The organism is Paraburkholderia xenovorans LB400 (assembly GCF_000013645.1).
GTDB classification, from domain to species: Bacteria; Pseudomonadota; Gammaproteobacteria; order Burkholderiales; family Burkholderiaceae; genus Paraburkholderia; species Paraburkholderia xenovorans.
In genome coordinates this window covers 71,686-95,881 of sequence record NC_007952.1, presented here as the reverse complement: position 1 = coordinate 95,881, position 24,196 = coordinate 71,686, and the positions used below count along the sequence as shown (strand labels likewise).

25 protein-coding genes are annotated in these 24,196 nt (G+C 63.8%); 6 read left to right on the top strand and 19 right to left on the bottom strand.

Going from position 1 to position 24,196, the window contains the following annotated elements; translation table 11 throughout:
* Window positions 1-18 precede the first annotated feature (18 nt).
* A complete protein-coding gene (locus BXE_RS22505; RefSeq protein ID WP_011490443.1) occupies window positions 19-672 on the bottom strand; it encodes a glutathione S-transferase family protein in 654 nt (217 codons plus the stop codon).
* A gap of 219 nt (window positions 673-891) precedes the next feature.
* On the opposite strand from BXE_RS22505, the gene BXE_RS22500 reads away from it, so the two are divergent.
* Window positions 892-2,370, top strand: a complete 1,479-nt coding sequence (locus BXE_RS22500) for a polyhydroxyalkanoate depolymerase (RefSeq protein ID WP_011490442.1) — start codon at window positions 892-894, stop codon at window positions 2,368-2,370.
* Between the two features lie 99 nt (window positions 2,371-2,469).
* Here BXE_RS22500 and BXE_RS22495 read toward each other — a convergent pair whose 3' ends face one another.
* The 7 genes from BXE_RS22495 to BXE_RS22470 all read right to left on the bottom strand — a co-directional run bounded on the left by BXE_RS22495 (window position 2,470) and on the right by BXE_RS22470 (window position 8,363).
* Window positions 2,470-2,904 (bottom strand): cupin domain-containing protein, encoded by a 435-nt coding sequence (locus tag BXE_RS22495; RefSeq protein ID WP_011490441.1) that lies wholly within the window; start codon window positions 2,902-2,904, stop codon window positions 2,470-2,472.
* Between the two features lie 181 nt (window positions 2,905-3,085).
* Complete coding sequence (locus tag BXE_RS22490; RefSeq protein WP_040125068.1) at window positions 3,086-3,697, bottom strand: flavin reductase family protein; 612 nt, start codon at window positions 3,695-3,697, stop codon at window positions 3,086-3,088.
* A gap of 157 nt (window positions 3,698-3,854) precedes the next feature.
* Window positions 3,855-4,808 carry a 3-hydroxyacyl-CoA dehydrogenase family protein gene (locus BXE_RS22485; protein ID WP_011490439.1) on the bottom strand — a complete coding sequence of 318 codons (954 nt, stop codon included), beginning with the start codon at window positions 4,806-4,808 and terminating at the stop codon, window positions 3,855-3,857.
* 155 nt (window positions 4,809-4,963) lie between these two features.
* Entirely contained in the window at window positions 4,964-5,263 is a 300-nt protein-coding gene (locus BXE_RS22480) for a hypothetical protein (RefSeq protein WP_011490438.1), read from the bottom strand.
* Between the two features lie 439 nt (window positions 5,264-5,702).
* Complete coding sequence (locus tag BXE_RS46635) at window positions 5,703-5,861, bottom strand: hypothetical protein (RefSeq protein WP_007178729.1); 159 nt, start codon at window positions 5,859-5,861, stop codon at window positions 5,703-5,705.
* Between the two features lie 327 nt (window positions 5,862-6,188).
* Window positions 6,189-7,544: a hypothetical protein gene (locus BXE_RS22475; protein WP_011490437.1), complete on the bottom strand. Its 1,356-nt coding sequence runs from the start codon at window positions 7,542-7,544 to the stop codon at window positions 6,189-6,191.
* 132 nt (window positions 7,545-7,676) lie between these two features.
* Window positions 7,677-8,363 carry an MgtC/SapB family protein gene (locus BXE_RS22470; protein ID WP_011490436.1) on the bottom strand — a complete coding sequence of 229 codons (687 nt, stop codon included), beginning with the start codon at window positions 8,361-8,363 and terminating at the stop codon, window positions 7,677-7,679.
* Between the two features lie 274 nt (window positions 8,364-8,637).
* Here BXE_RS22470 and BXE_RS22465 point away from each other — a divergent pair, with 274 nt between their 5' ends.
* Complete coding sequence (locus BXE_RS22465) at window positions 8,638-9,747, top strand: AGE family epimerase/isomerase (RefSeq protein WP_011490435.1); 1,110 nt, start codon at window positions 8,638-8,640, stop codon at window positions 9,745-9,747.
* 66 nt (window positions 9,748-9,813) lie between these two features.
* Here the strand turns inward: BXE_RS22465 and BXE_RS22460 are convergent, their stop codons facing one another.
* Window positions 9,814-10,089 carry a hypothetical protein gene (locus BXE_RS22460; RefSeq protein ID WP_011490434.1) on the bottom strand — a complete coding sequence of 92 codons (276 nt, stop codon included), beginning with the start codon at window positions 10,087-10,089 and terminating at the stop codon, window positions 9,814-9,816.
* 218 nt (window positions 10,090-10,307) lie between these two features.
* Between BXE_RS22460 and BXE_RS22455 the strand changes: the two genes are divergently transcribed.
* The gene (locus BXE_RS22455; RefSeq protein WP_007178724.1) at window positions 10,308-10,511 is read left to right on the top strand and encodes a cold-shock protein; all 204 of its coding nucleotides are present in this window, start codon (window positions 10,308-10,310) and stop codon (window positions 10,509-10,511) included.
* A 113-nt stretch (window positions 10,512-10,624) separates the two neighbouring features.
* Here BXE_RS22455 and BXE_RS22450 read toward each other — a convergent pair whose 3' ends face one another.
* Entirely contained in the window at window positions 10,625-12,247 is a 1,623-nt protein-coding gene (locus BXE_RS22450) for a methyl-accepting chemotaxis protein (protein WP_011490432.1), read from the bottom strand.
* 269 nt (window positions 12,248-12,516) lie between these two features.
* Here BXE_RS22450 and BXE_RS22445 point away from each other — a divergent pair, with 269 nt between their 5' ends.
* The 3 genes from BXE_RS22445 (at window position 12,517) to BXE_RS22435 (ending at window position 14,787) form a co-directional block, all read left to right on the top strand.
* Complete coding sequence (locus tag BXE_RS22445) at window positions 12,517-12,951, top strand: PaaI family thioesterase (RefSeq protein ID WP_011490431.1); 435 nt, start codon at window positions 12,517-12,519, stop codon at window positions 12,949-12,951.
* 117 nt (window positions 12,952-13,068) lie between these two features.
* Window positions 13,069-13,371 carry an ArsR/SmtB family transcription factor gene (locus BXE_RS22440; protein WP_011490430.1) on the top strand — a complete coding sequence of 101 codons (303 nt, stop codon included), beginning with the start codon at window positions 13,069-13,071 and terminating at the stop codon, window positions 13,369-13,371.
* Window positions 13,372-13,434: 63 nt separating this feature from the next.
* Window positions 13,435-14,787 carry a pyridoxal phosphate-dependent decarboxylase family protein gene (locus tag BXE_RS22435; protein WP_011490429.1) on the top strand — a complete coding sequence of 451 codons (1,353 nt, stop codon included), beginning with the start codon at window positions 13,435-13,437 and terminating at the stop codon, window positions 14,785-14,787.
* Window positions 14,788-14,949: 162 nt separating this feature from the next.
* Here the strand turns inward: BXE_RS22435 and BXE_RS22430 are convergent, their stop codons facing one another.
* The 9 genes from BXE_RS22430 to BXE_RS22390 all read right to left on the bottom strand — a co-directional run bounded on the left by BXE_RS22430 (window position 14,950) and on the right by BXE_RS22390 (window position 23,975).
* On the bottom strand, window positions 14,950-15,798 hold the full coding sequence (locus BXE_RS22430) for an ureidoglycolate lyase (RefSeq protein WP_011490428.1): 849 nt from the start codon (window positions 15,796-15,798) through the stop codon (window positions 14,950-14,952).
* Window positions 15,799-15,854: 56 nt separating this feature from the next.
* Window positions 15,855-16,598 carry an SDR family oxidoreductase gene (locus tag BXE_RS22425; RefSeq protein ID WP_011490427.1) on the bottom strand — a complete coding sequence of 248 codons (744 nt, stop codon included), beginning with the start codon at window positions 16,596-16,598 and terminating at the stop codon, window positions 15,855-15,857.
* 45 nt (window positions 16,599-16,643) lie between these two features.
* On the bottom strand, window positions 16,644-17,474 hold the full coding sequence (locus BXE_RS22420) for an amidohydrolase family protein (RefSeq protein WP_011490426.1): 831 nt from the start codon (window positions 17,472-17,474) through the stop codon (window positions 16,644-16,646).
* Between the two features lie 7 nt (window positions 17,475-17,481).
* Window positions 17,482-18,522 (bottom strand): aldo/keto reductase, encoded by a 1,041-nt coding sequence (locus BXE_RS22415; RefSeq protein WP_011490425.1) that lies wholly within the window; start codon window positions 18,520-18,522, stop codon window positions 17,482-17,484.
* Window positions 18,523-18,645: 123 nt separating this feature from the next.
* A complete protein-coding gene (locus BXE_RS22410; RefSeq protein ID WP_049782248.1) occupies window positions 18,646-19,965 on the bottom strand; it encodes a UxaA family hydrolase in 1,320 nt (439 codons plus the stop codon).
* Window positions 19,966-20,008: 43 nt separating this feature from the next.
* Window positions 20,009-20,344, bottom strand: a complete 336-nt coding sequence (locus tag BXE_RS22405) for a UxaA family hydrolase (protein ID WP_011490423.1) — start codon at window positions 20,342-20,344, stop codon at window positions 20,009-20,011.
* 25 nt (window positions 20,345-20,369) lie between these two features.
* Entirely contained in the window at window positions 20,370-21,419 is a 1,050-nt protein-coding gene (locus BXE_RS22400; RefSeq protein ID WP_011490422.1) for an ABC transporter permease, read from the bottom strand.
* Entirely contained in the window at window positions 21,409-22,929 is a 1,521-nt protein-coding gene (locus BXE_RS22395; protein WP_011490421.1) for a sugar ABC transporter ATP-binding protein, read from the bottom strand. The genes BXE_RS22400 and BXE_RS22395 overlap by 11 nt, the downstream gene beginning before the upstream one ends.
* Complete coding sequence (locus BXE_RS22390; protein WP_011490420.1) at window positions 22,926-23,975, bottom strand: sugar ABC transporter substrate-binding protein; 1,050 nt, start codon at window positions 23,973-23,975, stop codon at window positions 22,926-22,928. Before BXE_RS22390 ends, BXE_RS22395 begins: the two co-directional genes overlap by 4 nt.
* Between the last annotated feature and the right edge of the window lie 221 nt (window positions 23,976-24,196).

Sequence of the window (24,196 nt, the reverse complement as noted above, 5' to 3'; positions counted from 1 at the left end):
TTGTTCAATGCGCCCGCTTCAGAACTCGACGTCCAGTTCGTCGATCTCTTCCGCTTCCTGTTGCGCGTCTGCGATCCACTCCCGCATCTCGGGCAGCGCCATGATCCGCTGTCCGTATTCGACAATTTCCGGATCGAGCTTGACGTCGTAAGTGACGAAACGCGTCACTACCGGCGCGTACATCGCGTCTGCCGTGGTCCGCTCGCCAAACAGAAACGGGCCGCCGTACTGCTTCAGGCAATCGCTCCAGATCGCGACGATCCGGTCGATATCCGATTGAGCACGCGCCCACACCTTGAAGCCTGGAAAATGCGCCTTGAGGTTCATCGGCAAGGCCGAGCGCAGCGAACCGAAACCGGAATGCATCTCGCCGCAAATCGAGCGGCAATGCGCGCGTGCGCGAATATCTCTGGGCAGCAGCTTCGCGTCCGGCTTCAGTTCGTTCAGATATTCCGCGATCGCCAGCGTGTCCCAGATCTTGATGCCGTCGTGAAACAGACACGGCACCAGTATCGACGGCGACAACAGCAACAGTTCAGCGCGCGCCGCCGGATCGTCGATCGGCATGACGATCTCTTCGAAAGGCAAGCCGCTGAATTTGGTCAGCAGCCAGCCGCGCAATGACCACGACGAATAATTCTTGCTGCTGATGGTGAGCGTGGTATTCGCCATACGATTCTCCTCCAGATGAGGCGTTCGGTCGACGCCTGACGCCGTGCGTGCACGCTGCCGTGCGCGCGCGCACCAAAGCGCGGCAATTCCGGCCCGTTGCCTTCACTCGCGCAAATGCTATGCCAACGTGCAGTCAGGGCCGCGCCTGTGCGTATGCATGATTGGCACATGACTTGCCTCTATTTGGGTTCCTTCCTCTTCAGCATTCGTGCGAAGGTTATGAACCTGTTCGCATATCCCACATACCAGGCTTTTGCCGACATGATGCTGCCGATGCGGCACGGTGCGGCCCTCATGAATCACTCGCTCGACGCCTGGCCCGCGTTCGGCGAAACACCGCATGGACGCTCGATCCGCGCCGCCTGCGAGTTGTTGACACTCGCTGGTCTCACGCCGGTACGACCGCCGTTCGGCCTCGACAGTGTCGTGACGGAAGGCAAATCCGTCGCGATCGTCGAGGAAGTCGCCGCGCACACGCCGTTCTGCTCGCTGCTGCATTTCCGCAAGGAGACCCCGCCGTCGGTGCCGCAGCCCCGCGTGCTGGTGATCGCGCCAATGTCCGGCCACTTTGCGACGCTGCTGCGTGGCACTGTGCGTACGATGCTGGCGGAACACGACGTCTACATCACCGATTGGCACAACCCGCGCGACGTGCCGTTGAGCCAAGGCCGCTTCGGCTTCGACGAATTCGTGCAGCACGTGATCGATTTCACCGAAACGATCGGGCCCGGCGCGCATCTGCTGGCCGTGTGCCAGCCGACCGTCGCCGCGCTGGCCGCGGTCGCGCTCATGGCCGCCGACGATCATCCCGCGCAACCGGCGAGCATGACGCTGATGGCCGGCCCGCTCGACACCCGCATCAACCCGACGCGCGTCAACGACCTCGCCAAGAGCAAGCCGATCGAATGGTTCGAGCAGAATCTGATCAGCGCGGTGCCGTTTGGTTTCGCGGGCGCGCATCGGCGCGTGTATCCGGGCTTCGTGCAACTGACCGCGTTCATGGCGATGAATCTCAACCGCCATCTCGACTCGTTCGAGACGATGTATTACGAGCGCGCGAAAGGCGATCCGGCAAAAGCCGACACGATTCACACGTTCTACGAAGAATACTTCGCGACAATGGATCTGACGGCCGACTTCTATCTGGAAACCGTCGATACGGTTTTTCAGCGGCATGCGCTGCCGTTGCATGCCCTCGAAGTGAAAGGCCGCCTCGTCGAGCCCTCCAGGATTCGCCGCACCGCGTTGCTCACGGTGGAAGGCGAGAAGGACGATATCTGCGCCGTCGGGCAGACGCTTGCGGCACAGGACATGTGCGACAAGTTGCGGCCGTATCTGAAGACGCATCACGTGCAGACCGGCGTCGGGCATTACGGGGTATTCAATGGCCACCGCTGGGAACGGCAGGTCTATCCGCGCGTGCGGGCCGTGATTTACGACAACGAACCGCGCGCGGTACTGGTGGGCTCGCGGGCGCGCACAATCCGGCCGGTGCCTGCGGCGACGGCCGCCGAGGTCACGGCGGCAGCGCCGGCCGCGGCGGCGGTGGTCGACATGGAAGTGGATGCGGCGATGGCGGCCGGGTCGAATGAATCTGACGCGGCGTCGGGTGCGGGTGCGGGTGCGGGTGCGGATTCCAATGCTGCAATCAAACCGCAGACGCCCAGCGCTCCGCGCAGGCGGCCACCGGCGACGTAAAGCGCGCGGCGGCGGCTCAGCGCCTTCCGGCGAGCCGGCCGCCCGTGAGGCGTGGTGCTCGCGCCGCGCACGCGCACGCAGACGCACTGCTTTCGTTCGCTAAGCGGCGACGCCCTTCCACGGCGTCACCGCCGGCACGTCGCACGGCCCTTCGACTTCGATCGATTTGAAATCCGCCGGCGAGACAATTTCGATGTACTCCATATCGTCCGAATAATCGAACAGATAGTGAACGATGCCCGGCGCCTGATGCACGCAGTCACCGGCGGCGACGAGCGTCTCCTTGTCGCCGTACATGAAACGCGCCCAGCCCTTCAGCATGATCACAATGTGGAAATCGGCCTCATGACGGTGCCAGCCGGTGCCTTGCTCTGGTGCGTGATTCGCCTTGACGAGTTGCGCGAGCACCTTGCCGCCGGTTGCCTGCGCAATGCCTAAATCACGGTAGAGAAAAAAGTCGCGCAAGCCCTGATCCTCGTAGGACGTGTCTTGCGGACGGACATGGCTGAATTGCGTGGCGAATTCGGTGGACATGATCGCGCTCCTGGAAAGTGAGCCGGCAGTTGAAAACGACGCGTTGGAGCGTCGGTTGCAAGCATCAAGCGGGCCAGTTTACCGGCTGCGGTTTCGCGCGATTCATGGGCGGATTCATGGGCAATGCGGTGAACGCCGCGCCGCCTTGCATGGCGCGACGTGTTCCCGAACGCGGTGCCGCTTATGCGCCCGGGCGGAACATCTGGAACATGTCGCCGATTTCCGCGTAGTCCGCGCGGTAGCCGGCGCGCATGATCGGCTGCGCGGCGTGGGTGTCGAACAGGCCGTCTTTCAGATAGGCCTCGTTGATGTGGACGCCGACCACCTGGCCGAGCGACAGGTAGTTATCCATCGGCGTGCCGTCGAGCGTATGCAGACGCACCACTTGCAGCAGTTTGCATTCGAGCGCGGCCGGCGATTCGGCGACGTGCGGCACGGCAACGTTGCGGCCCGGCGCAGGCGTGAGGCCGGCGAGTTCGAATTCATCGACAGACGGCGGGACCGGCGCCGACGAACGGTTCATCTGCTCGGCGAGCGGTTTGTTGGCCAGGTTCCAGACAAATTCGCCGGTGGCTTCGATGTTGGTGACACTGTCCTTACGACCTTCGCTGCAAAAACCGATGATCGGCGGGAAGGTGGCGAACGCGCCAAAGAAACTGTACGGCGCGAGATTCAAGGTGCCTTCGGTATCGCGCGACGAAATCCAGCCGATCAGACGCGGAGCGACGATGGCTTTGAACGGATCGTGCGCAAGGCCGTGGCCGGTGGCGGGATCGTAGAAGTAGTGGGACATGGAAATGAGTTGGCTTTGCGGATTTGGCTGGAAGGGCATTTATACAGCAGAGCGGCGAGCGCCGCTCTGCGTGCATGGACCGCGAGGCATCTCGTGACGTTGCACATGACGCCTCGTCCTCGTCGGTCATATCAGCCGTCTTCGCCGCGATCGCTCATCAACCGCGGCTGATCACGCGCCGGCGCCCTTCCTTCACCTGCGCCAGATGCGCATCGTCCCATTCGTAAAAGCCGGCGCCGCTGCGCACGCCGACGCGCCCCGCATCGACCTGCGCGCGCAACAGGTCGAGCACGCCTTCGTCTTTGGCCAGTTCCGGCATCAGATGCGAGGAGATATCGAGGAAGGTATCGAGGCCGCCCATGTCCGCGCCCTCGAACGGCCCGACGATCCCCCAGCGACGGCCGAGCGACGCCTTCATCACGCGATCGACCACCTCGGGCGTCGCCGCGCCGGAGCGGACGATATTCAACGCCTCGCGCAGTACCGCGAACTGCAACCGGTTGCCGACGAAACCCGGAATCGCTTTCGCCAGCACGACCGGCTCCATGCCGATCGCGCTCATCAACGCGGCGCTCTGCTGCGTCACTTCCGGCGCGGTCGCCGTGCCCGGCACGACTTCGACGAGCGGAATCATATGCGGCGGGTTCCAGAAATGCGCGATCACGAAGCGCTCTTTCGCGCGCAACGGCGCGACCAGTTGATCGGGCGGGAAGCCGCTGGTGTTGCTCGCGAGAATCGCGTCGTCAGCCAGCAACCCGGTCAGCGCCGCATACAGGCGATGCTTCAGTTCGAGTACCTCGGGAATCGCCTCGATCACGAATTTCGCCGACGCCATCATGTCGAGTTGTGCATGGGTTTCGATGCGAGCCAGCGCCGCCTCGCTCGCCGCCCGGTCGATACGCCCGGCGTCGATCAGTTCGTCGAGCACGGCTTGCGCTTTCGACGCGACGCTCGCCAGACGCGCCGAATCCACGTCATGGACGATCGTTCTGTGTCCGTGCAATGCGCTTTGCGTCGCAATGCCGACGCCCATCAATCCCGTGCCAACTACGCCTATCACTGCCTTGTCCACGCCGCTCTCCTGCTGCCGTCGATAAAAGCTTTGAAGCATAGCGCAGCGGGCGGATTCGCAAGGCTGAACGTGACAAGGCCGGTCTTCCGCGAGGAAGGACCGGCCTTGTGTGCTTCACGCCTGCGTGGTGCTTGCGCTTGGTGCCTGCTTGGTGCCTGCGTCACGCAGCGTTGAGCGGCAGCGTCACGTGCGGATCAGTAGTGCGGCGGCGGACGACGGTCGCCGTGGTGATGCGGATCGTAGTCATGCGGGTGATGGCGCATCCAGTCGTCATGAGCCCAGTAGCGATGGCCGTCGTAGTAACGATCGCCATGCCAGCCGATGTTGATCGACACGCCAACCGGCATCATATGCGGCTGACCGTAGACCGCCGGTCCCGGACCGTTCTCCACCACCACCCGTTCCTGGGCGAATGCGCTGCCCGCCGCGAGCAGCGCGCCTCCCGCGAGCAGGGTTGCAATGAGCGAACGCGATGTCTTGTTAAAGGTTTTCATACTGACCTCCCGTCAAAAGTTTTGTATCGAGCCGGCGTCCGTGCCCGATCGGCCTCGACCTGCAATCCAGGGTGGAACCAGACGCCGTACGCTTGAGGCAACTTTAGCGGCGCGAACCTCGGGAAGACGTGAGCACTTGTAAGCGCTCATTTCAATGTTAGGGACGGATGAGCGGCGGCCGGTTTAGCCCATAACGCCGGTATATCAAGTCATGCGAGATGGTTCGGCCCTGCGGCGAAGCGGCGCAGTGTCAGGCGCCGTTACATTCATTTCGGTATGGAAATATTCGGACAGAAAGACCGAGCGAGGAAAGGCGGTCCAAAACAAAAGCCACAGTACGCGTTTCGCGAACCGTGGCTTCGATAATTTAATGCGATGCGCACCGAAGTGCGCGGCCCGCGCGCGGTAGTCCGTGCTTCGGGCCGGTACGACCTGGCTTTTAGTCGCTCAGCTTGATGCCGAACAGCGTAGCCTGCGAGCGGCGCACGCGCTCTGCTTCGCGGCTACGTGCCTTGTACGAATAATCCGCATCCAGCGGCAGATGGGGCGACGCAAAGAGGTCGCTGACCTTTTGGAACAATGCAAAGATGAAGCTCATGGCGACTCCCGGTTGGTGACTGCGTTTGCTAGGGTTTTCCCTTAAGAAGAATTATAGGGTTTTCCCTAGGAAAACGCTAGTGCAATGCAGCAATTTTTTGGTGGCAGCGCATGGACGCGGGTTTTCCACGCATGGTGCGTTGCATCATGACAACGTCCCCGTTTTTCCAGATTTCAGGGCCGGAAGGAATGGCTTTCGCCGCGTGATCTCATCCGGCGTTATGTCACCGCCGGGTTTCGCGAGAGAGGAATGAGGGAATCGCTGGGCGGCAGTCGCCGAGCGGGACGCCACAGCCGGCTTGGTCGCCGGCGCGGCGGTCGCTGACTGTCAATGCGGGCTGGCCGCTTTCGGCCTGTGCGAATGCTGCGCCCGTACGGTGCGCCTTGTATGCGCCGCCGTGGCGGTGGCTTGCTGAGGGGTGGCAGGCGCCGCCGTGGCCGCAGCGGGAGCAGCATTCACAGCGACAGCATTCGCCATCGCCATCGCCATCGCCAGATGGGTGTCGAGCAAGCTGGTCATGGCGGCCTGCTGGTTTTGCATCATCTGTTCGATACGGTGCTGCTGCGCGGTGGTCTCACGCGTCAGGCGTATTAGCAGCACGGTTTGCGTGATGCCGATGGCGACCGTGACCAACAACGCACCCACCACGATCGAAAGCATCCACTTCATGCGTCGCGAATGATCGGTCGCGGCGCGGCGCTGATCGGCAATCACGCCATATAGCGCATCGACGGTATCGGCGAAGGCGGTTGCCCGCGCGCGATCGAGTTCCGGCGCGGCGCGCAACGCGGCCGCAGCCGCCTCGGCACGCCGGGCTTCGCGCCAGGGAGTCGCGAACTCGGTGCTCGCCTGAGCAGGCGCCGATGGATGCGCCAATGTCTCCGTGCCGGCCTTCGACTCCGTGGGTGCGGCGTCTGATTCGGCCGGAGCGGGTTCATCTACCGCGCTCGTGGTTTCAGCCGTATGCGTTCCCCGCAAAGCCGATGCCGATGCCGATGCCGATGCCGCCTTGGCGAAAGTCGCGGCGAAACGTTGCGGCGCCTTGCCGACGCCCGAGGTCGACGCAACGGGGGTATCAGTGGTCACGCCCGTCGCCGCGCCCGGCTCGGACGCCTGCCGCAGCGCGGTCACGCTGCGCGCCACGGTTGCAGCCGCCATAGCCGGCGTCAGCGGCGCCGACACCGCCGGTTTCTCTTCGGCGTTAGCATCCGTTGCCGGTTTCGTGTCACCCAAAGCCAGTTCGCCAACCGGCGACACCATTGCCGCCATCGCCGCCACCGACTCGATTTCGAGCCCGCTCAATTGCGCATTGACCGGCACCGGTTCATCGGACTTCGGGGTACGCGGTGCGCGGCGAGCCGCCCGCGCCTCGAGCGACGCGCTGTCGCCCGTATCGATCGCGCCGACCGCGGCCAGCACTACATCGGGTAATTCGAAACCATGCAGCGTACCTTGCCGGATATCGATGTTCATCGCTTCCAGCGTCGCGCGGGTGGGATCGTCGGGGAACAGATCGAGCGTGGCGTCGTCGCGAGAGGCGTCGCTCAATTGCGCGAGACGTTGTGCCGAGCGCGCGGCGCGCGCCAGCTTGTTTTCAGTTTCGGTCGAGACGGTGGCCTGACGCCGCTTCTTCGAAGCTGCGCGCGAAGGCCGGGACTGCGTGGATGCTACGGAATCTGCCATAGAGAAAAAAGCGGTCGTCGCCGGACAGCGGGCGCCGGGCACCGCTCGTCAATGCCGTTGGAATTTTTCGAGACCGCATTGTCGCATGGCCGCCCGCGCCCGCCGAAGCCATTCGCCGAGGATTTTCCGTTTTTACGAAGTCGCGTCGTCCTGCCGGAACTGCCTGACGCCGCGCAGTTGACGCAAGCGGCCGCAGATCGCCTCATATTCCGTATTCGACACGCGATGCAACGTGATCACCACCTCGTCGCACTCGGGCGCGTCCTCGCTTTGCTGCATCACGAACTGCTTGACGCGCGGGCTCGCGGCGCCGAGTTCGTCGTGCAGCGAGTGAAACGTCATCGTGCCGCGCTCGACGATCATCGTCAGTTGGCGCCGTTGCTTGACCGTGATGAAGCGGCGTTCGAGCGGCTTGATGCCGGCAAGGATGATCAGAATGATGATGGTCGCCGCGATCGACGCCGTGTACAGTCCGCCGCCCACCGCCAGACCGATGGCGGCGACCGACCACAGGCTCGCCGCCGTGGTCAGCCCGCGCACGATCTCGCCGCGCAGCAGGATCGAGCCCGCGCCGAGAAAGCCGATGCCGGACACTACCTGCGCGGCCATCCGCGAAGGGTCGAGCACCACGTGCTCGCCGCTCAGCACTTCCGCAAAGCCATAGGCCGAGACGATCATGATGAGCGTCGAACCGACGCACACCAGCATGTGCGTACGCAAACCCGCCGCCCATGAAAGCCGTTCCCGCTCGAAGCCGATGACGCTGCCGAGCGCCGCGGCCAGCACCAGACGGGCGATGAGTTCGAGATTCCCCAGCATTGTTGTTCCTCCTTATCGGCAATTATTTGAAGTGTTTTCCACGCCGGCGCCGGAGTGCCAGCGGGACCCGTTTGCTTTATGCTAAGCCGCGCGCCGCCAGGCGGGTCAAGCGGGCTGCACGGCAAGTCGTCGTGCTGATCCGGGGTTGCCGGCCCGTAAAAACAGGTAGCATCCGCGCTCACCAACCGGCTTGCCGGCAACCACGCCGCGCAGCAACTCAGGCTACGGCACGAGTCCGTGGGCGCTTCGAAATACGAGCTGGATCAATTTGATTATGCAGAGCATGAACCCTCCCGCCGCTTCCACCATCGCGCTGGCTACCCGGCTGCGCGATCACTTCACAGGCGTAGTGCTGCCCATGTGGCGCGGCCCGGGTTTCAACACCGCGCTGAAGCTGCCTTACGAAGCGCTCGGCGCCGAGGACCACCAGCCGTTACCTCCCGCGCGTTACCGGGCAATGGCCTGCGCGCGGCAACTGTTCGTGTTCTCGCAAGCGGGCGACGAAGCGCATGCGCGAGTGCTGTTCGACTCGTTGACGCATACCTTTCAGGACACCCGCCACGGCGGATGGTTCTACAGCGTCGATCCGCAGGGCGCACCGCTCGACACCACGAAAGATCTGTACACGCATGCGTTCGTCGTGTTTGCTTGCGCGGAATATGGCCGGCGCTCCGGCAATCGCGACGCGCTGGAAATCGTGCATCGCACGTCGGCGCTGATCCAGGCGCATTTCGCCGCTGAAGGCGATCTGTTCAACGCCGCGCTGACCGCGGATTTCGCCGGCGTAACGGGTACGCCGATCCAGAATCCGTTGATGCACCTGACCGAAGCCTGGCTGGCCGCTCGCGAAGCCACGCACGACAACGCTTTCGACGCCGCATTGCGGCGCCTCGCCGGCGCAGTCGCCCGTCATTTCATGCATGCGCCTACGGGTTGCATCGCCGAATTGCCGATTGGCGCGGACGATAACCGTCTGGAACCCGGTCACCAGTTCGAGTGGTTCTGGCTGGTCAGGCAGGCGGGCGCCGTGTTCGAGGGCTCCGGTCTTGCCGAGGCCATGCCGCGTGCGTTCAGTTTCGCGCAGCAAAACGGGGTAGACCGGGAAACAGGCGGCGTGTGCGCCTCGCTTGACGAAACCGGCTGGGTCAAGGACGCGACCCAGCGGATCTGGGCGCAAACGGAATATCTGCGCGCGCTGGCAAGCCACGACGAGCCAGCCGCGCTCGCCGCGCTGCCACGGCAAATTGAACTGTTCCAGCAACGTTTCCTGCGTCCGCAGGGCTGGTTCGAATGCAAGACGCCAGCGGGTGAGGTGGCGCGCGCCGACATGCCGTCGACCACGCCCTATCACCTCGCAACAGCCTATGCGGCGTTGCCGGCGTGACACCACTGGCAAACCGCGCAACGAACGGGCGCAGCGACCGCGCGGCCGCAAAAACCGGCCGCCCGATCAGTACTCTTCGCGCTGCCAGGGGCTCCAATCGGAGCCGGCAGATTTAAAACGCATATAAGTTGCGCTCTGCCCGGTGGGGATATCCGATGCGTCGCCGTGCGGCTTCTGATCGGTCGTGTGAAGGGCGAAAGCCTGGCGGTCTACCGTATCGACAGTGATACGGCCGACCGGGTCCGGGGCGCCTTCTTGAGGGGATTTAGACTCCAATATCGCCAGATAGGGGGTCAAACGACTCCAGAACGAGGTAAGTTCTTCTTGCAAATAATGTGTCAATGTTTTTCCTGGAAGAGTAATACAAGCAGTTTACCCTACCGGACGGAGCACCCTTCCAATCGGTCGCCAGGCCGAAAAAAGGCCGATGCGGGGGAATACCCGAATACTGGTTGGTTGGCGTCCGTCATAAAGACGTGATACAACTCCTACTTCGCGCTCGATCTCGCGTTGAGAAATAGCGGTCGCGAATGCAACACACAACATTTACTGGATTAAAAATGGCAACAGGTACTGTGAAGTGGTTTAACGATGCAAAGGGCTTTGGCTTCATCACGCCGGACGACGGCGGCGAAGACCTGTTCGCGCACTTTTCGGAAGTTCAAGGCAGCGGCTTCAAGTCCCTGCAGGAAAACCAGAAGGTGACGTTTGAAGTTAAGCAAGGCCCGAAGGGCAAGCAAGCTGCGAACATCCAGCCGGCCTAAGTACCGTCAGGTACGTTGAGGCACCCTTAGGCGCTTGCGTCTGATGCAAAATGGCCCGCTTTGGCGGGCCATTTTCTTTGGCCGGCCGAGTCCTGCCGAGCACTTGCGCGGGCTTAAATTGCGCGCATGCCCGACAACGGGAAATCGACTGTTCGCCCACGTGCTTCGTCGATTTGTTGCGTGCGCAACACAGATTCAGAAATTTCGAACACGGAAACAGCCTGCTTCAACTGCTGCGTCTGCTGATGCAGCGAAGCCGCCGCTGCCGCGGCCTGTTCGACGAGCGCCGCGTTCTGCTGCGTCATCTCATCCATCTGCACCACCGCCTGGTTGATCTGCTCGATGCCCGTGCTCTGTTCGAGCGACGACGCGCTGATTTCCGCCATCATCTGCGTGACGCGCGAAATCGACGTCGACACGTTGCTCATCGCTTCTCCGGCATGCTCGACCAGCGTCGAACCGCCCCGGATCTCGGCCACCGATTCGCTGATCAACGTTTTGATTTCCTTCGCCGACTGCGCGCTGCGCTGCGCGAGGCCCCGCACTTCGCCCGCCACCACGGCGAAACCGCGCCCCTGCTCGCCCGCGCGCGCCGCTTCGACGGCCGCGTTCAGCGCGAGAATATTGGTCTGGAACGCAATGCCGTCGATCACCGAAATGATCTCGGCGATCTTGTCCGAACTCTGCGCGATGCCGCGCATCTTCTCCACCACCTGGTTGACCACCTCGCTGCCGCGCGAGGTCGCTTCGAGCGCGGTCCCGGCGAGTGCGTTGGCCTCACGGGCGTGATCGGCGTTCTGGCGCACGGTGGCGGTCAGTTCCTCCATGCTCGACGCGGTTTCTTCGAGCGACGCCGCCTGGTTTTCCGTGCGCGCCGACAGATCGGCGTTGCCGGTCGCGATTTCGTCGGCGCCGAGGTGGATCGAGTCTGCGGACTCGCGCACGGTTTGCACCGTACGCGCCACGCTCGCCTGCATTTTCGCGAGACCCGAGAACAGGCGGCCGATTTCATTGGTGCCGTGCGCGGCGATTGGCTGGTCCAACCGGCCTTGCGCGATACGGTCGAAGTGACGGCCCGCTTCTTCCAGCGGCGTTACCACGCCCCGGCGCAGCGCCGTATGCACGGCGAACGTGCCGGCCACCAGAGCCACGAGAATCACGATGCTCACCGCGCGAAACGTCGCCATACGCGTATCGATCGAATCGAGCGATGCCCGGCTCGCCGCGGTGCCGAACTGCACGAAGTTATGCGATTCGCCGAGATAGGCGTCCTGGAACGACTGGGTCGGCTGATCGAGAAAAGCCTGGATATTGTTCGAGTCGAGAAACTGCACCAGTTCCGCGAGCGCGTCGTGCAGCTTCCTGTAGCGCTCGGCGAGCGCGGCGGCGCGGGCGCCGTTTTCGTCGCTGGTTTTGGGTGCGCTCATGAAGGCGGCGAACGACTGGTCGGCGGCCGTCAACTGTTCGCGGGCGTGCTGCACGATGTCGGTCGGCTCGGAGCCGCCGCGCACCATGCGCGTCCCGGCCCGCGAGAGGTTGATGCGCGCGTCCATCAGACGCTGGGTCGTTTCGTTGACCGCGTCGACCTGCTTCAAGGCGATGTTCGACAGATCGTTCACGTCGTCATGAGTGCGCGTGAGCGACCAGAACCCCAAGCCGACCGTGACAAGCTGGAAAACGCAGAACGCGGCCAGAACACACAACAGGCCGGATGCGACCTTGATCTTGCTGAACATCGTGAATACCTGAAGACAAAGAATGACGGGAGCTACGTCAGGGTTAACGGCATAGGCTCGCCGCCCTTGAGACCAATTGCATCAAAGATCGTCTTACATCCCCTTTTCATCGGCCAACTTCGCTACTGCAGTCATTTCGCACAACAATGCATGGCACAGATTGCCGATTCACCTTGACGCGGTGCGTGGGCGCTTCCTAGAGTGGGTAGGGACTGCACGACGCAGGCCAGTGCAGATTGCCACCGCGGGCCACGCCCGAAGGAATCACAATGACCGACCTCCTCGACCGGGCGCGCGGCGCACTGCATGCCCAGCCGTTCAGCATGCTGTTGGGCGCAGAGTTGATGCACACAGGCACCAACGAACTCACGCTGAGCCTGCCGATCCGCGACGAGCTGCGGCAACAGCACGGCTTCGTGCATGGCGGCGTGATCAGCTATCTCGTCGACAATGCGCTGACATTCGCCGGCGCGCTGCTGCTGGGGCCGAAGGTCGTGACCGGGGAATACAAGATCAATTACCTGCGCCCGGCCGTCAACGGCATGCTGATCGCGCGCGCGAAGGTGGTCTATGCGGGCCAGCATCAGGCAACCTGCCAATGCAACGTGTTTGTCATGGAAGGCAATCGCGAAAAGCTGATTGCCGTCGCGCAAGGCACGGTGAACCGGATCAGCGAGAGCGGCGAACACGAACACGGGAACTGATGCCTTCGCCTCTTTCTGAAGCATGTCGCGCCGTCATGCAGGCGCTTGCCCACGTTTCGTCATTTAGCTAATATACGAAATGTTATCGACTGATGGCTCCGTTGGGCGCGCCGCTTCATGACAGACGACCTCACCCGCATCAACGCGCTTGCGAACGCCAGCCGGCTCGCCGTCATGCGCTGGCTGAAGGAGCCGACGCGGCATTTCCCCTATCAGGATCATGCCGATATCGAAACAGTCGGCGTGTGCTGCACGTTCATCACGGAGAAGCTCGGCATTGCGCCCGCCACGACCACGCGCCACATGCGCATCCTCGCCGATGCGGGACTCGTGCGCGCGCAGCGGATCGGCAAATTCACCTATTACAAGCGGATCGACGCCGAGTTGCAGAAGCTCGGCCGCGACCTCGCCAATCTCTAGGCACAGGGTCTTCACGAGATCACGCCGCCACCTTTTCGATACTTGATTGATTCAGGGAGCCATATGGACGAACTCGCACTTGCCGCCGACGCGGACCGGCGCGCGCATGCTTACCTTGCCGGCATCGGCAAGCGCCGGGTGTTTCCGGACGCGGCCGCGCTCGCGCAACTCGCCGCCTTCGACGAAGCTTTCCCGCAACACGGCCACGCGCCCGCCGACGTGCTGCGCCTGCTCGATGAAAGCGGAACGCCTGCCACGGTCGCGTCGAACGATCCGCGCTATTACGGCTTCGTGATCGGCGCGGTGCTGCCGGCAGCCGCCGCGGCCGAGCGTCTGATGGGCGCGTGGGACCAGTGCGCGTCCACCTTCGACAACTCGCCGGTCGCGGCCACCCTCGAGAAAATCGCAGCGCGCTGGGTACTCGACGCACTCGATCTGCCGCGTGAAGCGGCGATCGGCTTCGGCACCAGCGCAACGGCGTGCACGCTCGTCTGCATTGCGGCCGCGCGGCGCGCGCTGCTCGCACGCAAGGGCTGGGATTTCGACAACGACGGTCTGGACGGTGCGCCGCCTGTGCGCGTCGTGATCTCGGAAATGGCCCATATCACGGTGAAGAAGGCGCTGCGCGTACTCGGCTTCGGCATGAAGCGCGTGGTCAGCGCGCCCGTGGATGAGCATGGCCGCATCGATCCCGCGCAGTTGCCGCCGCTCGACGACATGACGATCTTCTGCGTGCAAGCCGGAGAAGTGAACACCGGCGAATTCGATCCGTTCGCGGAGCTGATTCCTCGCGCCAAAGCCGCCGGCGCGTGGGTTCATGTGGATGGCGCGTTCGGCCTGTGGGCGCGCGCGTCGTCGAAGCGGACGCTGACCGAGGGCATCGACGGTGCCGACAGCTGGACCACCGACGGCCACAAATGGCTCAATACGCCGTATGACGGCGCGATGGCGATCTGTCGCGACGCGCGGGCGCTCTCGGCGGCAATGAACAGCGACGCGGTCTATCTGAGCGGCGCGCATGACGCGCAGAAGAATCTGAACCTCGAATTCTCGCGCCGTGCGCGCGGCATTCCGATCTGGGCCGCGCTGCGTTCGCTCGGGCGCAGCGGCGTGCAGGAGATGGTCGACCGGCATTGCGCGCAGGCTTCGCGAATTGCCGAAGGTCTGCGCGCCGCGGGCTTCGAGGTGGTGAACCGCGTCGTGCTGAACCAGGTACTGGTGCGGGCGAACACCGACGCGCAAACGGTCGCGATTCGCGAAGCCGCGCAGGCGTCGGGCGAGACGTGGTTCGGCCAGACTGTCTGGCAAGGCCGGCCGGCGTTCCGGATCAGCGTGTCGTCGTGGCGCACTGAGGACACGCACGTCGATCAGTTGGTGGCGTTGCTTGCCCGTTTGCTCGCGGAACAGCGTGCCTGAGAGATGCACCAGCACATGCATGTCGGCCGTCTAGCTCGTCTATCTGCGCCAAGGCTCGCGGAACAGCGCACCTGAGCAGCAGCGGCGCGCACAAAAAAGGCGGTTCCTGCCTGTAGATGCAGGAACCGCCTTTCTTCATGCAATGAGATTCGCGAGCGCGACTTACTCCGCCGCGTAAGTCTTCTGCGTTTGCTCGCCCAGACCTTCAATACCCAGGCGAATCGTCTGGCCCGGCTTCAGGAACACCGGATTCGGCTTCACGCCCATGCCGACGCCCGGCGGCGTGCCGGTGGAAATCACGTCGCCCGGTTGCAGGCTCATGCACTGCGACACGTACGAGACCAGTTTCGCGACGCCGAACACCATCGTCTTCGTGCTGCCGTTCTGATAGCGATGGCCGTCCACTTCGAGCCACAGGCTCAGATTCTGCGGGTCCGCGACTTCATCGCGCGTGACCACCCACGGACCGATCGGGCCGAACGTATCAAAACCCTTGCCCTTGTCCCACGTCCCGCCCTTTTCGATCTGCCATTCGCGTTCCGACACGTCGTTGATCACGCAGTAACCGGCGACGTAATCGAGCGCGTTGGCTTCGTCGATATATTTCGCCGGCTTGCCGATCACCACGCCGAGTTCGACTTCCCAATCCGTTTTCTTCGAGCCGCGCGGAATTTCCACGTCGTCGTTCGGTCCGCTGATCGCGCTCGTCCACTTGTTGAAGATGACCGGTTCGGCCGGCACCGGCAGATTCGATTCCGCCGCGTGATCCGCGTAATTCAAGCCGATGCAGATGAACTTGCCGATCTTGCCGACACACGGGCCGATGCGCGGATTGCCTTCGACCAGCGGCAGCGAGGCCGGATCGAGCGCGCGCAATCTGGCGAGACCTTCGTCGGTCAGCGCGGCGCCGTCGATATCGGCCACCACTTTCGACAGATCACGAATCTTGCCTTGCGCGTCGAGCAAGCCCGGCTTTTCCTGGCCTTTCGGCCCATAACGAAGCAGTTTCATCCTGACACTTCCTTTCAGTGATATTCGGTTCGTAGTTCAGCGTGCATGAACGTGCGTCAGTTCGACCAGCCGCCGTCGATCACATGCGCATGGCCCGTGGTGAACGACGATTCGTCGGACGCGAGATACAGCGCCAACGCGGCGATCTCTTCCGGCTTGCCGATGCGGCCCATTGGCTGCCGCGCCACGAAGGCAGCCTGCACGGCGTCGAGCGTCGCGCCCTGCGCCTGAGCCTGCGCGACGATCCGCTGTTCGAGCGACGGCGAAGCCACCGTGCCCGGGCAGATCGCGTTACAGCGTACACCACGCGTGATGAAGTCCGCAGCAACGGACTTGGTCAGCCCGATCACCGCCGCCTTGGAGGCGCTATAGGCAAAGCGGTTCGGCACACCCTTCACACTCGACGCCGCCGACGACATATTGATGATCGACCCGCCGCCGTTGTCCAGCATGGCAGGCAGAAACGCGCGGATCGTGCGGTACATCGCCTTCGCGTTCAGGTCGAACGCAAAGTCCCAATCTTCTTCGCTGCATTCGAGAATGTTGCCCGCATGCACGAAACCCGCGCAGTTGAACAGCACGTCGATCGCGCCGAGTTCGGCGGCCAGCGCGTTGATCGCCGCGTTGTCGCGCACGTCGAGTTTGCGCGCGTCGACCGGCTTGCCGGCGAGTCCGTCGATGCGGATGTCCGTGGCGATCACGCGCGCGCCTTCGCGGGCGAAGAGTTCGGCGGTGGCGAGTCCGATGCCTTGTCCTGCCGCCGTGATCAGGGCCGTCTTGCCGGCCAGTCTTTGTGTCATCTACGACTCCAGTTGAATGGGCTGTTGCTGGTCTCTTTTCGCAATTCACAGTCGATAAAACGCGGCGGCGTTGCCGCCGAACACCGCTTCGCGCTCGCCGTCGCTCAAGGAGCTGAGCAAGGTGTTCGCTACCGAATGCCAGAGCAGATAGTCTCCGTTCAGATCGAGCACCGGCCAGTCGCTGCCCCACATCAAACGCGCCGGGCCGAATGACTTCAGCAGATGGTCGACATACGGTTGCAGCGTCGCCTCGGTCCAGCCGGGCGAAGCCTCGGTGGCGAGGCCCGACAGCTTGCAATGCACGTGCGGCAGTTGCGCGAGGCGTGTGATCGCGTCGGCCCAGCTTTGATAGCCCGCGCGTCCGTAGCGGATAGGCGGCTTCGCGCCATGATCGACCACGATGCGCAGCGCCGGAAAGCGCGTTGCGAAGGTTTCGAAGGGCTCGGCGTGGCGCGCGTAAATCAACGCGTCGAACGCGAGGTCGTGCGCGATCAGCGCTTCGATCGCCGGCGCGAGATCGGGGTTGGCGATCCATGTATCGTCCGGCAAATCCTGCAGCATCGGCCGCACGCCCTTGAACTTCGGCTCATGTGCCAGTGCTTCGATTACCGCCGGCGCCGTGGGCAACAGCAATGGCACCCAGCCGACCACGCCCGCGATCGACGGCTCATGCCGCGCAATGTCCAGCAGATAACGCGTTTCGTCGATGGTCGGCGCGGCCTGCACCACCACCGTCCGTTCGATGCCCGCGCGCTCGCGCAACGGTTTGAGATCCGCCGGGCCAAACGTCCGGTACAGGATCTTCAGTTCCGGCGTGAGCCACTCGTAGTCGCCGCGAGCGGGGTCCCAGTAGTGCTGGTGGGCATCGATATGCATCGTCGGCTCAATCCTCCGGCACGGGCGCGCGGCTGTCGAGCAAGCCTTCGTCACGCAACGCGGACCACAAGCCCGCGGGGATCGGCTGCCCGAACGACGCGGCGTTCTCGCGCAATTCGTCGGCACTGCGCGCGCCGGTCAGCACGGTGGCGACCGCCGGATGCGCGTACGGAAACTGCAAGGCGGCGGCCGCCAGCGGCACGGCATGCGCATGGCACACCGCGTCGAGCCGCGCGACGCGCTCGATCACTTCGCGCGGCGCCTCGCCGTAATTGAATTTCAGATCACCTTCGACGCCGCGCGCCAGAATGCCCGAGTTGAACGCGCCGCCTAACAGAATGCTGACGCCGCGCGTTTCACAGGCCGGCAACAGGTCGTCGAGCGTGCTCTGTTCGAGCAGCGTATAACGTCCCGCGAGCAACGCGCAATCGATATCGAACTCGGCCATCGCATCCAGAATGACCGCGCCCTCGTTGACCCCGAGTCCGACGGCCTTGATCGCGCCCGCCGAGCGCAACCCGTCCAGCGCGCGAAAACCGCCGCCTTCGGTGAGTTGCCGCCAGTAGTGCGGATGGTTGTCGCCGTGCGTAACGCGGCCGATATCGTGCACCAGCAGAATGTCGATATCGACAATGCCGAGCCGCTGCTGGCTGTCTTCGAACGAGCGCAGAATGCCGTCGTGCGTGTAGTCGTAGATCGCTTCGAAAGGCAGCGGGTTTTGCCAGCCTTCCCGGTCGTCGAAAGGCGTGGTGCGCGGCACGAACCGGCGGCCCACTTTGGTGGACAGCACATAGTCGCCGCGCGGATAACGCCGCAAGACGTCGCCCAGCCGATGCTCGGCCTTCGTGTTGCCGTAGTGCGGCGCGGTGTCGAAGTAGCGCACGCCCGCGTCCCACGCGGCGGCGATGGTGGCGTGCGCTTCCTCGTCGGACAGATCGCGGTAGAGGCCGCCGAGCGGCGCCGTACCGAGTCCCAGTCCTGTCACCTGCAACGCCGTGCGGCCGATGCGGCGCCGTTGCCCGATCTTCGATGCGATCGTTGCCGTCATTGAGCGCGTCTCCTTACGCCAATCCCATTCATCTTTTGCCTTGCGCCAGCGGGACCTGTCCGCCGCTGGCTGCCACGCCCGCGAACAAGCCACTGAGTGCCACCCGGCACAACTCATCGCGACTCACTGCGGCTCGATCGCGACCATCCGGTGCTGCGGCGCGGCACTCGACGGCAAGCAGGCCGGCCCCACCGGCTCGAAAGTCTTGTAGGTCAGGATGAACTCCTGGTGACCGAGCGTTTCCGACTTCGAGGCCGCGCCACGCGACACCGCCACCGTCTGCTCGAACACTTCGCGGCCCACTTCGTCGAGCGTGCCGCGGCCTTCGAGAATACGGCCGGCATCGACATCCATGTCGCCGGCGAGATTGCGATACGTCGCCGGATTCGCACACACCTTGATGACCGGCGAGATCGCCGAGCCGACCACCGAGCCGCGTCCGGTCGTGAACAGAATCACATGCGCACCGCACGCGATCAGTTCGCCGATCTCCGCGTTGTCGCTGATGTTCGGAAAGCCGAAGCGCGGTTCGCCGTCCGGCACCACGTCGAGCAGATACAGGCCGCCGGTCGGCGGAATGTCGCCGGGTTTCACGATGCCGACAATCGGCGACGCCCCGCTTTTGGCATACGCGCCCAGCGATTTTTCTTCCTGCGTGGTGAGGCCGCCGTCCGCGTTGCCGACCGCGAAACTGCCGTGGCCGAGAATCGAGTAATAGCGCGCCGCCTTCGCGACACAGGCCACGATCTCCTCGCCGAGTTCCGGCCGCGCCGCGCGCGTTTTCATATGGAATTCGCAGCCCACCAGTTCGCCGGTTTCTTCGAAAATACATGTCGCGCCCGCGTCGATCAGATGGTCGAACGCGCGGCCAACAGCCGGGTTCGCGGTGATGCCGCTCGTGCCGTCCGAACCGCCGCAAATCGTGCCGATCACCAGTTCGCTCAGCGCCATCGGTACTTTCTGTTGTGCGGCAAGCTGCTTGCGCGCACTGCGAATCCAGTCGACACCGTATTGAATCGTGCTGCGCGTGCCGCCCTTTTCCTGAATGGTCAGCACTTCGACGGGACGGCCGCTCGCGCGCACCACGTCCACCAGATAGTGCTTGTTCATGCTCTCGCAACCGAGCGACACGAACAGCACCGCGCCCACGTTGGGATGCGTGGTGAGCCGCTCGAGCATTTTCTCGGCGTAGCTGTTCGGATAGCAGCCGGGGAAACCGATCAGATGCACGGGCGGCTCGCGCTCGGCGGAAGGGTCGTCGAACGCATCCAGCGGCTCGCGAAACTGCGTGACGATCTCGCGTGCGACGTGATGCGCGCACTCGACCAGGTACGCCACCGCGACCACATTGCGGATACCCTTGCGGCCGTCGCGGCGCAGGTAACCTTGCAGCGTGGGCTGCTGCGATGCGGCGGATGGAGATGCTACGGAAGTGTCAGTCATGATCGTTCCAGCGCGGCGCGAAGGCCACGACATTGTGCTCACATCAGTGATGGACGAATTCGTGGCCCGCGTCGTGTGTGTACGTCGGCAGGTAATCGCTTTCGAGATTGTGCGTATGCAGATGCGCGCCGCGCGCGACCGCTTCCGTCACGTGACCGATCACTGCGCCGTAGCGCAGCACCTTGTCGTCTTTCGCGAGTTCGCGGCGCGCCACCTTGTGTCCGAGTTCGATGGTTTTGGCGAGCGTCACGCGCTCGCCTTCGATCTCGACCTGCGTGCCGCCTTCGAGCCGCGCCGCCGCGATCAGGCAATTGTCGGCGGGGCTGAGCAGGATCAGGCGTGGGTCCGTTTGGTTCGTTTGCAATGGGCGGCTGGTCAAGTAAGTTCTCCGGAATGCGTTCGCATCAGTTCTGGCCTTCGCCGCTTGCGAGGCGCGCCACCATCAGCGAGCCGAGAATGATCGCGCCGTAGATCGCCTGGATCCAGAAAGACGGCACCTGGGCAAGCGTCAGCAGGTTCTGCACCACGCCGAGCAGCAGCACGCCGGTGAGCGCACCGAACATGGTGCCCTTGCCGCCGTCGAGCGAAATACCGCCGATCACCGCGGCCGCGAACACCGTGAAGATCATGCCGTTGCCCTGGTTCGCGTTGATCGCGCCGACATAGCCGGTGACGATCAAACCGCCCAGCGAGGCGAGCATGCTGCCGAGCACGAACACGCCCCACGTGATGCGCTCCACACGAATGCCCGCCGCGCGCGCCGCTTCCGGATTGCCGCCGATCGCGTACAACGCGCGGCCCAGCCGGTGATAGCGCAACACGAAGGCTGCGATCGCGAACGCCACGGCGGCAAGCCACACGGACAATGGCAAGCCGAACACGATGGTGGTCGCGAGCGTAAAAAACGACGGCGGCATATCGAACAGCGTGCCGCCCTTGGTCGCGCCGACCAGCATGCCGCGCAGCACGATCAGCATGGCCAGCGTGACGATGAACGCGTTCAGCCGCAAACGCACCACGAGAAAGCCGTTGATGAAACCGATCACCGCGCCCACCGCCACGATGGCGAGCAAGCCGGCCGCCGCCGGCCATTGCATGCCGAAGCCCGCGGACGCCGCGGGCATCACCAGCATTGCGCCCACGGCGGGCGCAATGCCGACCGTCGATTCAAGCGACAAATCGAACTTGCCGGTCAGCACGATCAGCGATTCGGCGAGCACGACCAGCGCCAGCGCCGCCGAAGCACCCAGCACGCTGATGAGATTCGCTTTGGTCAGAAAGCTGGGGCTGACGAACGCGCCGATCACGATCAGCAACGCGAGCGCGGGCAGCAACGCCAGCTCGCGCAGACGCGCGAGTTCGGAGCGCGCGCGTTTGCCGCGCGTAGCCTGCGCGAGCGGCTGGGCCTGAGCTTGCGCGGTGCCGAAGGCGGGACTGGGCACACTATTCTTCATGGAGACTGACTCCTTCAACGGATGCGATCAGGTCGTGGTCCTGCCAACCCGCGGGAAATTCGGCCGCGACACGGCCACGGAACATGACCAGCACGCGGTCACAGGTGCGCAGATCGTCGAGTTCGCCGGACACGACCAGCACGGCCTTGCCGTCTTCGCGCACCCGGTCCACGACGGAGAGCAGCGCTTCTTTCGATTTCACGTCGACGCCCGCCGTCGGGTCGATCAGCACGAGCACATTGGGATTGGTGGCGAGCGCGCGCGCCATCACCACCTTTTGCTGATTGCCGCCCGACAGCCCCGACACCACATGCTCCGGACCCTGCGCGACGATGCCGAGCGCGTCGATCATTTTCTGGCCGAAGGCGTTCTTCTTCGCGGGCGGTGCGATGCCGAACTTGCCGAGCAAACGCGCGATCGTCATCGAGGCGTTTTCCGCAACCGATTGCGTGAGCACGAGGCCTTCGTGGTGGCGATCCTTCGGCACACAGCCGACGCCGTGCGCGAGCGCCGCGGGCACATCGCCGGGCGGCAAGGTTTTGCCGTCCACACGGATCGTGCCGCGTTTGGCGGCACGCAAGCCGGCAATCGCTTCGGCCACGCTCGTGCGGCCGCTGCTCGTTGCGCCGGTCAAGCCGACCACTTCGCCGCGCTTGACGGTGAACGACACGCCTTCGTAATCGGAGCCCGCGAGGCTCTCGACTTGCAGCGCAATCGCCGTGTCGGCGGGCAACGCGTCGCGCGCCGCCGCATCGGCGACGGCGAGACCGCCGCGTTCGCCGGTCATCGCTTCGATCAACTGCTCGCGCGGCAGCGCGGAAACCGGCGCGCTGACGATATGCCGCGCGTCGCGCAGCACCGTCACGGCCTGGCAAATTTCATAGACTTCCTGAAGATGGTGCGAGATGAACAGAAAGGTCACGCCTTCGCGCTGCAACTCGCTGATACGCCGGAACAGGCGCTTGATTTCGTCGCCGTCGAGCTGCGCGGTCGGTTCGTCGAGAATGATGAAGCGCGCGCCATACGACAGCGCACGCGCAATTTCCACCAGTTGCCGTGCCTCCACCGTCAGATCGCCGGCGCGAGCGTCTTCGCGCACGTCGATCTTCCAGTGATCGAGCAACGTGCGCGCGTCGCGCCGCATGGCCTGCCAATCGATCATGCCGCCGCGCAACGGCTGCCGGTTGATAAACAGATTCTCCGCGACGCTCAGGTCGCGGATGATCGTCGAATGCTGATAGACGCACGCCACACGTTCGCGCCACGCGTCGCGATCCGCGATCGACGGCGCGGCCACGCCGCTGAAACGCACCTCGCCGGTGTCGGGCTTGCGCAGGCCGGTGAGGATCGACACCAGCGTCGATTTACCCGCGCCGTTGCGCCCGACGAGCGCATGCGACTCGCCGGGCATCACGCGGATGCTCACGTCTTTCAGCGCGGCCGTCGAGCCGAAGCGCTTGGTGATCTCGAACGCTTCGACAACGGGCGCGGAGGGCGTGAGTTCGCTCATTTGACCGTGTTACCCCACAAGGCCTTGTCGTCGACGTTCGACTTGGTCACGAGCGGCGCGGGCAACTGGTCTTCCAGCACGCCCGGCGCCAACTGGATGATGTTGCTGCCGTGATCGGTCGGGCCCGGCTTGAAAGTCTGCCCTGCCAACGCCGCCTTGATATAGAACAGCCCGTATTTCGCATACGAATCGGCGGGCTGCGACACGGTCGCGTCGATATCGCCGCGGCGGATCGCGTCGAACTCCTGAGGAATGCCGTCGTTACTGACGATCACCACGTGCTTCGGGTCGCCGGCCGGAAAGAGCATCTGCTTGCGGCGCAGGGTTTGCAGCGTCGGCGAAAGATACACGCCGCCCGCCTGCATGTAGATGCCTTTCACGTCGGGATTCGCGGTCAGCAGACTGTCGAGCGCGGTGGCCGCCACGTCGCCTTTCCAGGCCGCTGGAATCTCCAGAACCGACACGCCGGGATAACCCTTCATGCATGAGCGGAAGGCTTCGGAGCGGTCGCGTCCGTTGACCGATGCGAGGTCGCCCATGATCTGCACGACCTTGCCCGACTTCACGTGATCGCCAATGTACTTGCAGGCCTTCTCGCCATACGCGCGATTGTCGGCGCGCACCACCATCGCCACCTTGCCTTGCGTCGGCGCGACGTCCACGGCGACCACGGGCACGTTCTTCGCCGCGGCGGCGTCGAGCGCACGGCTGATGGCCGCCGAATCCAGCGGACCGACCACGATGCCCTTCGCACCGAGGTTCAGCAGGTTGTTCATGTCCGTGATCTGCTGCGCGGGATCGCCGTTCGAATTGACCGGCGCAAGAATGTCGAGGCCCATGTCCTTCGCGTATTTGGGCAGATAGTTGTTGTACGACTGCCAGAACGGCGATGTCAGCAGCGGCAGATCGAGGCCGATCTTGCCTGCATCGGCGGCTTGCGCGGCGCCTGTTACGCCGAGGCCGGCGAAACACACGGCGGCCGCCGCGGCGGATAGCGAACTGCGGAACAAACGGCGAGCCGCGTGCGGCTCTTTCGCGAACGACATGGTTGTCTCCTGATATGCGTTGTTGAACTTGCGTGAACCGGCACGTGGGATGCCGGCACTTCGTCCTGCGCTTGTTATCTAGTATTGGCGTGCGTTCATTCACCAATGAACGTATTATTCATATACGGACTTTTCGAAGTCAAGCAATGTGCACTGCACCAACCGTCCGTGTTTTCCCTGGACCGGTGACATCTCGCACGAGATTCGTCACGCACGTACAC

Excerpts from the sequence above, each read along its gene's own strand:
- BXE_RS22505 (WP_011490443.1), bottom strand. The coding sequence starts at position 672 with ATGGCGAATACCACGCTCACCATCAGCAGCAAGAATTATTCGTCGTGG.
- BXE_RS22500 (WP_011490442.1), top strand. The coding sequence starts at position 892 with ATGAACCTGTTCGCATATCCCACATACCAGGCTTTTGCCGACATGATG.
- BXE_RS22495 (WP_011490441.1), bottom strand. The coding sequence starts at position 2,904 with ATGTCCACCGAATTCGCCACGCAATTCAGCCATGTCCGTCCGCAAGAC.
- BXE_RS22490 (WP_040125068.1), bottom strand. The coding sequence starts at position 3,697 with ATGTCCCACTACTTCTACGATCCCGCCACCGGCCACGGCCTTGCGCAC.
- BXE_RS22485 (WP_011490439.1), bottom strand. The coding sequence starts at position 4,808 with ATGCTTCAAAGCTTTTATCGACGGCAGCAGGAGAGCGGCGTGGACAAG.
- BXE_RS22480 (WP_011490438.1), bottom strand. The coding sequence starts at position 5,263 with ATGAAAACCTTTAACAAGACATCGCGTTCGCTCATTGCAACCCTGCTC.
- BXE_RS46635 (WP_007178729.1), bottom strand. The coding sequence starts at position 5,861 with ATGAGCTTCATCTTTGCATTGTTCCAAAAGGTCAGCGACCTCTTTGCG.
- BXE_RS22475 (WP_011490437.1), bottom strand. The coding sequence starts at position 7,544 with ATGGCAGATTCCGTAGCATCCACGCAGTCCCGGCCTTCGCGCGCAGCT.
- BXE_RS22470 (WP_011490436.1), bottom strand. The coding sequence starts at position 8,363 with ATGCTGGGGAATCTCGAACTCATCGCCCGTCTGGTGCTGGCCGCGGCG.
- BXE_RS22465 (WP_011490435.1), top strand. The coding sequence starts at position 8,638 with ATGCAGAGCATGAACCCTCCCGCCGCTTCCACCATCGCGCTGGCTACC.
- BXE_RS22455 (WP_007178724.1), top strand. The coding sequence starts at position 10,308 with ATGGCAACAGGTACTGTGAAGTGGTTTAACGATGCAAAGGGCTTTGGC.
- BXE_RS22450 (WP_011490432.1), bottom strand. The coding sequence starts at position 12,247 with ATGTTCAGCAAGATCAAGGTCGCATCCGGCCTGTTGTGTGTTCTGGCC.
- BXE_RS22445 (WP_011490431.1), top strand. The coding sequence starts at position 12,517 with ATGACCGACCTCCTCGACCGGGCGCGCGGCGCACTGCATGCCCAGCCG.
- BXE_RS22440 (WP_011490430.1), top strand. The coding sequence starts at position 13,069 with ATGACAGACGACCTCACCCGCATCAACGCGCTTGCGAACGCCAGCCGG.
- BXE_RS22435 (WP_011490429.1), top strand. The coding sequence starts at position 13,435 with ATGGACGAACTCGCACTTGCCGCCGACGCGGACCGGCGCGCGCATGCT.
- BXE_RS22430 (WP_011490428.1), bottom strand. The coding sequence starts at position 15,798 with ATGAAACTGCTTCGTTATGGGCCGAAAGGCCAGGAAAAGCCGGGCTTG.
- BXE_RS22425 (WP_011490427.1), bottom strand. The coding sequence starts at position 16,598 with ATGACACAAAGACTGGCCGGCAAGACGGCCCTGATCACGGCGGCAGGA.
- BXE_RS22420 (WP_011490426.1), bottom strand. The coding sequence starts at position 17,474 with ATGCATATCGATGCCCACCAGCACTACTGGGACCCCGCTCGCGGCGAC.
- BXE_RS22415 (WP_011490425.1), bottom strand. The coding sequence starts at position 18,522 with ATGACGGCAACGATCGCATCGAAGATCGGGCAACGGCGCCGCATCGGC.
- BXE_RS22410 (WP_049782248.1), bottom strand. The coding sequence starts at position 19,965 with ATGACTGACACTTCCGTAGCATCTCCATCCGCCGCATCGCAGCAGCCC.
- BXE_RS22400 (WP_011490422.1), bottom strand. The coding sequence starts at position 21,419 with ATGAAGAATAGTGTGCCCAGTCCCGCCTTCGGCACCGCGCAAGCTCAG.
- BXE_RS22395 (WP_011490421.1), bottom strand. The coding sequence starts at position 22,929 with ATGAGCGAACTCACGCCCTCCGCGCCCGTTGTCGAAGCGTTCGAGATC.
- BXE_RS22390 (WP_011490420.1), bottom strand. The coding sequence starts at position 23,975 with ATGTCGTTCGCGAAAGAGCCGCACGCGGCTCGCCGTTTGTTCCGCAGT.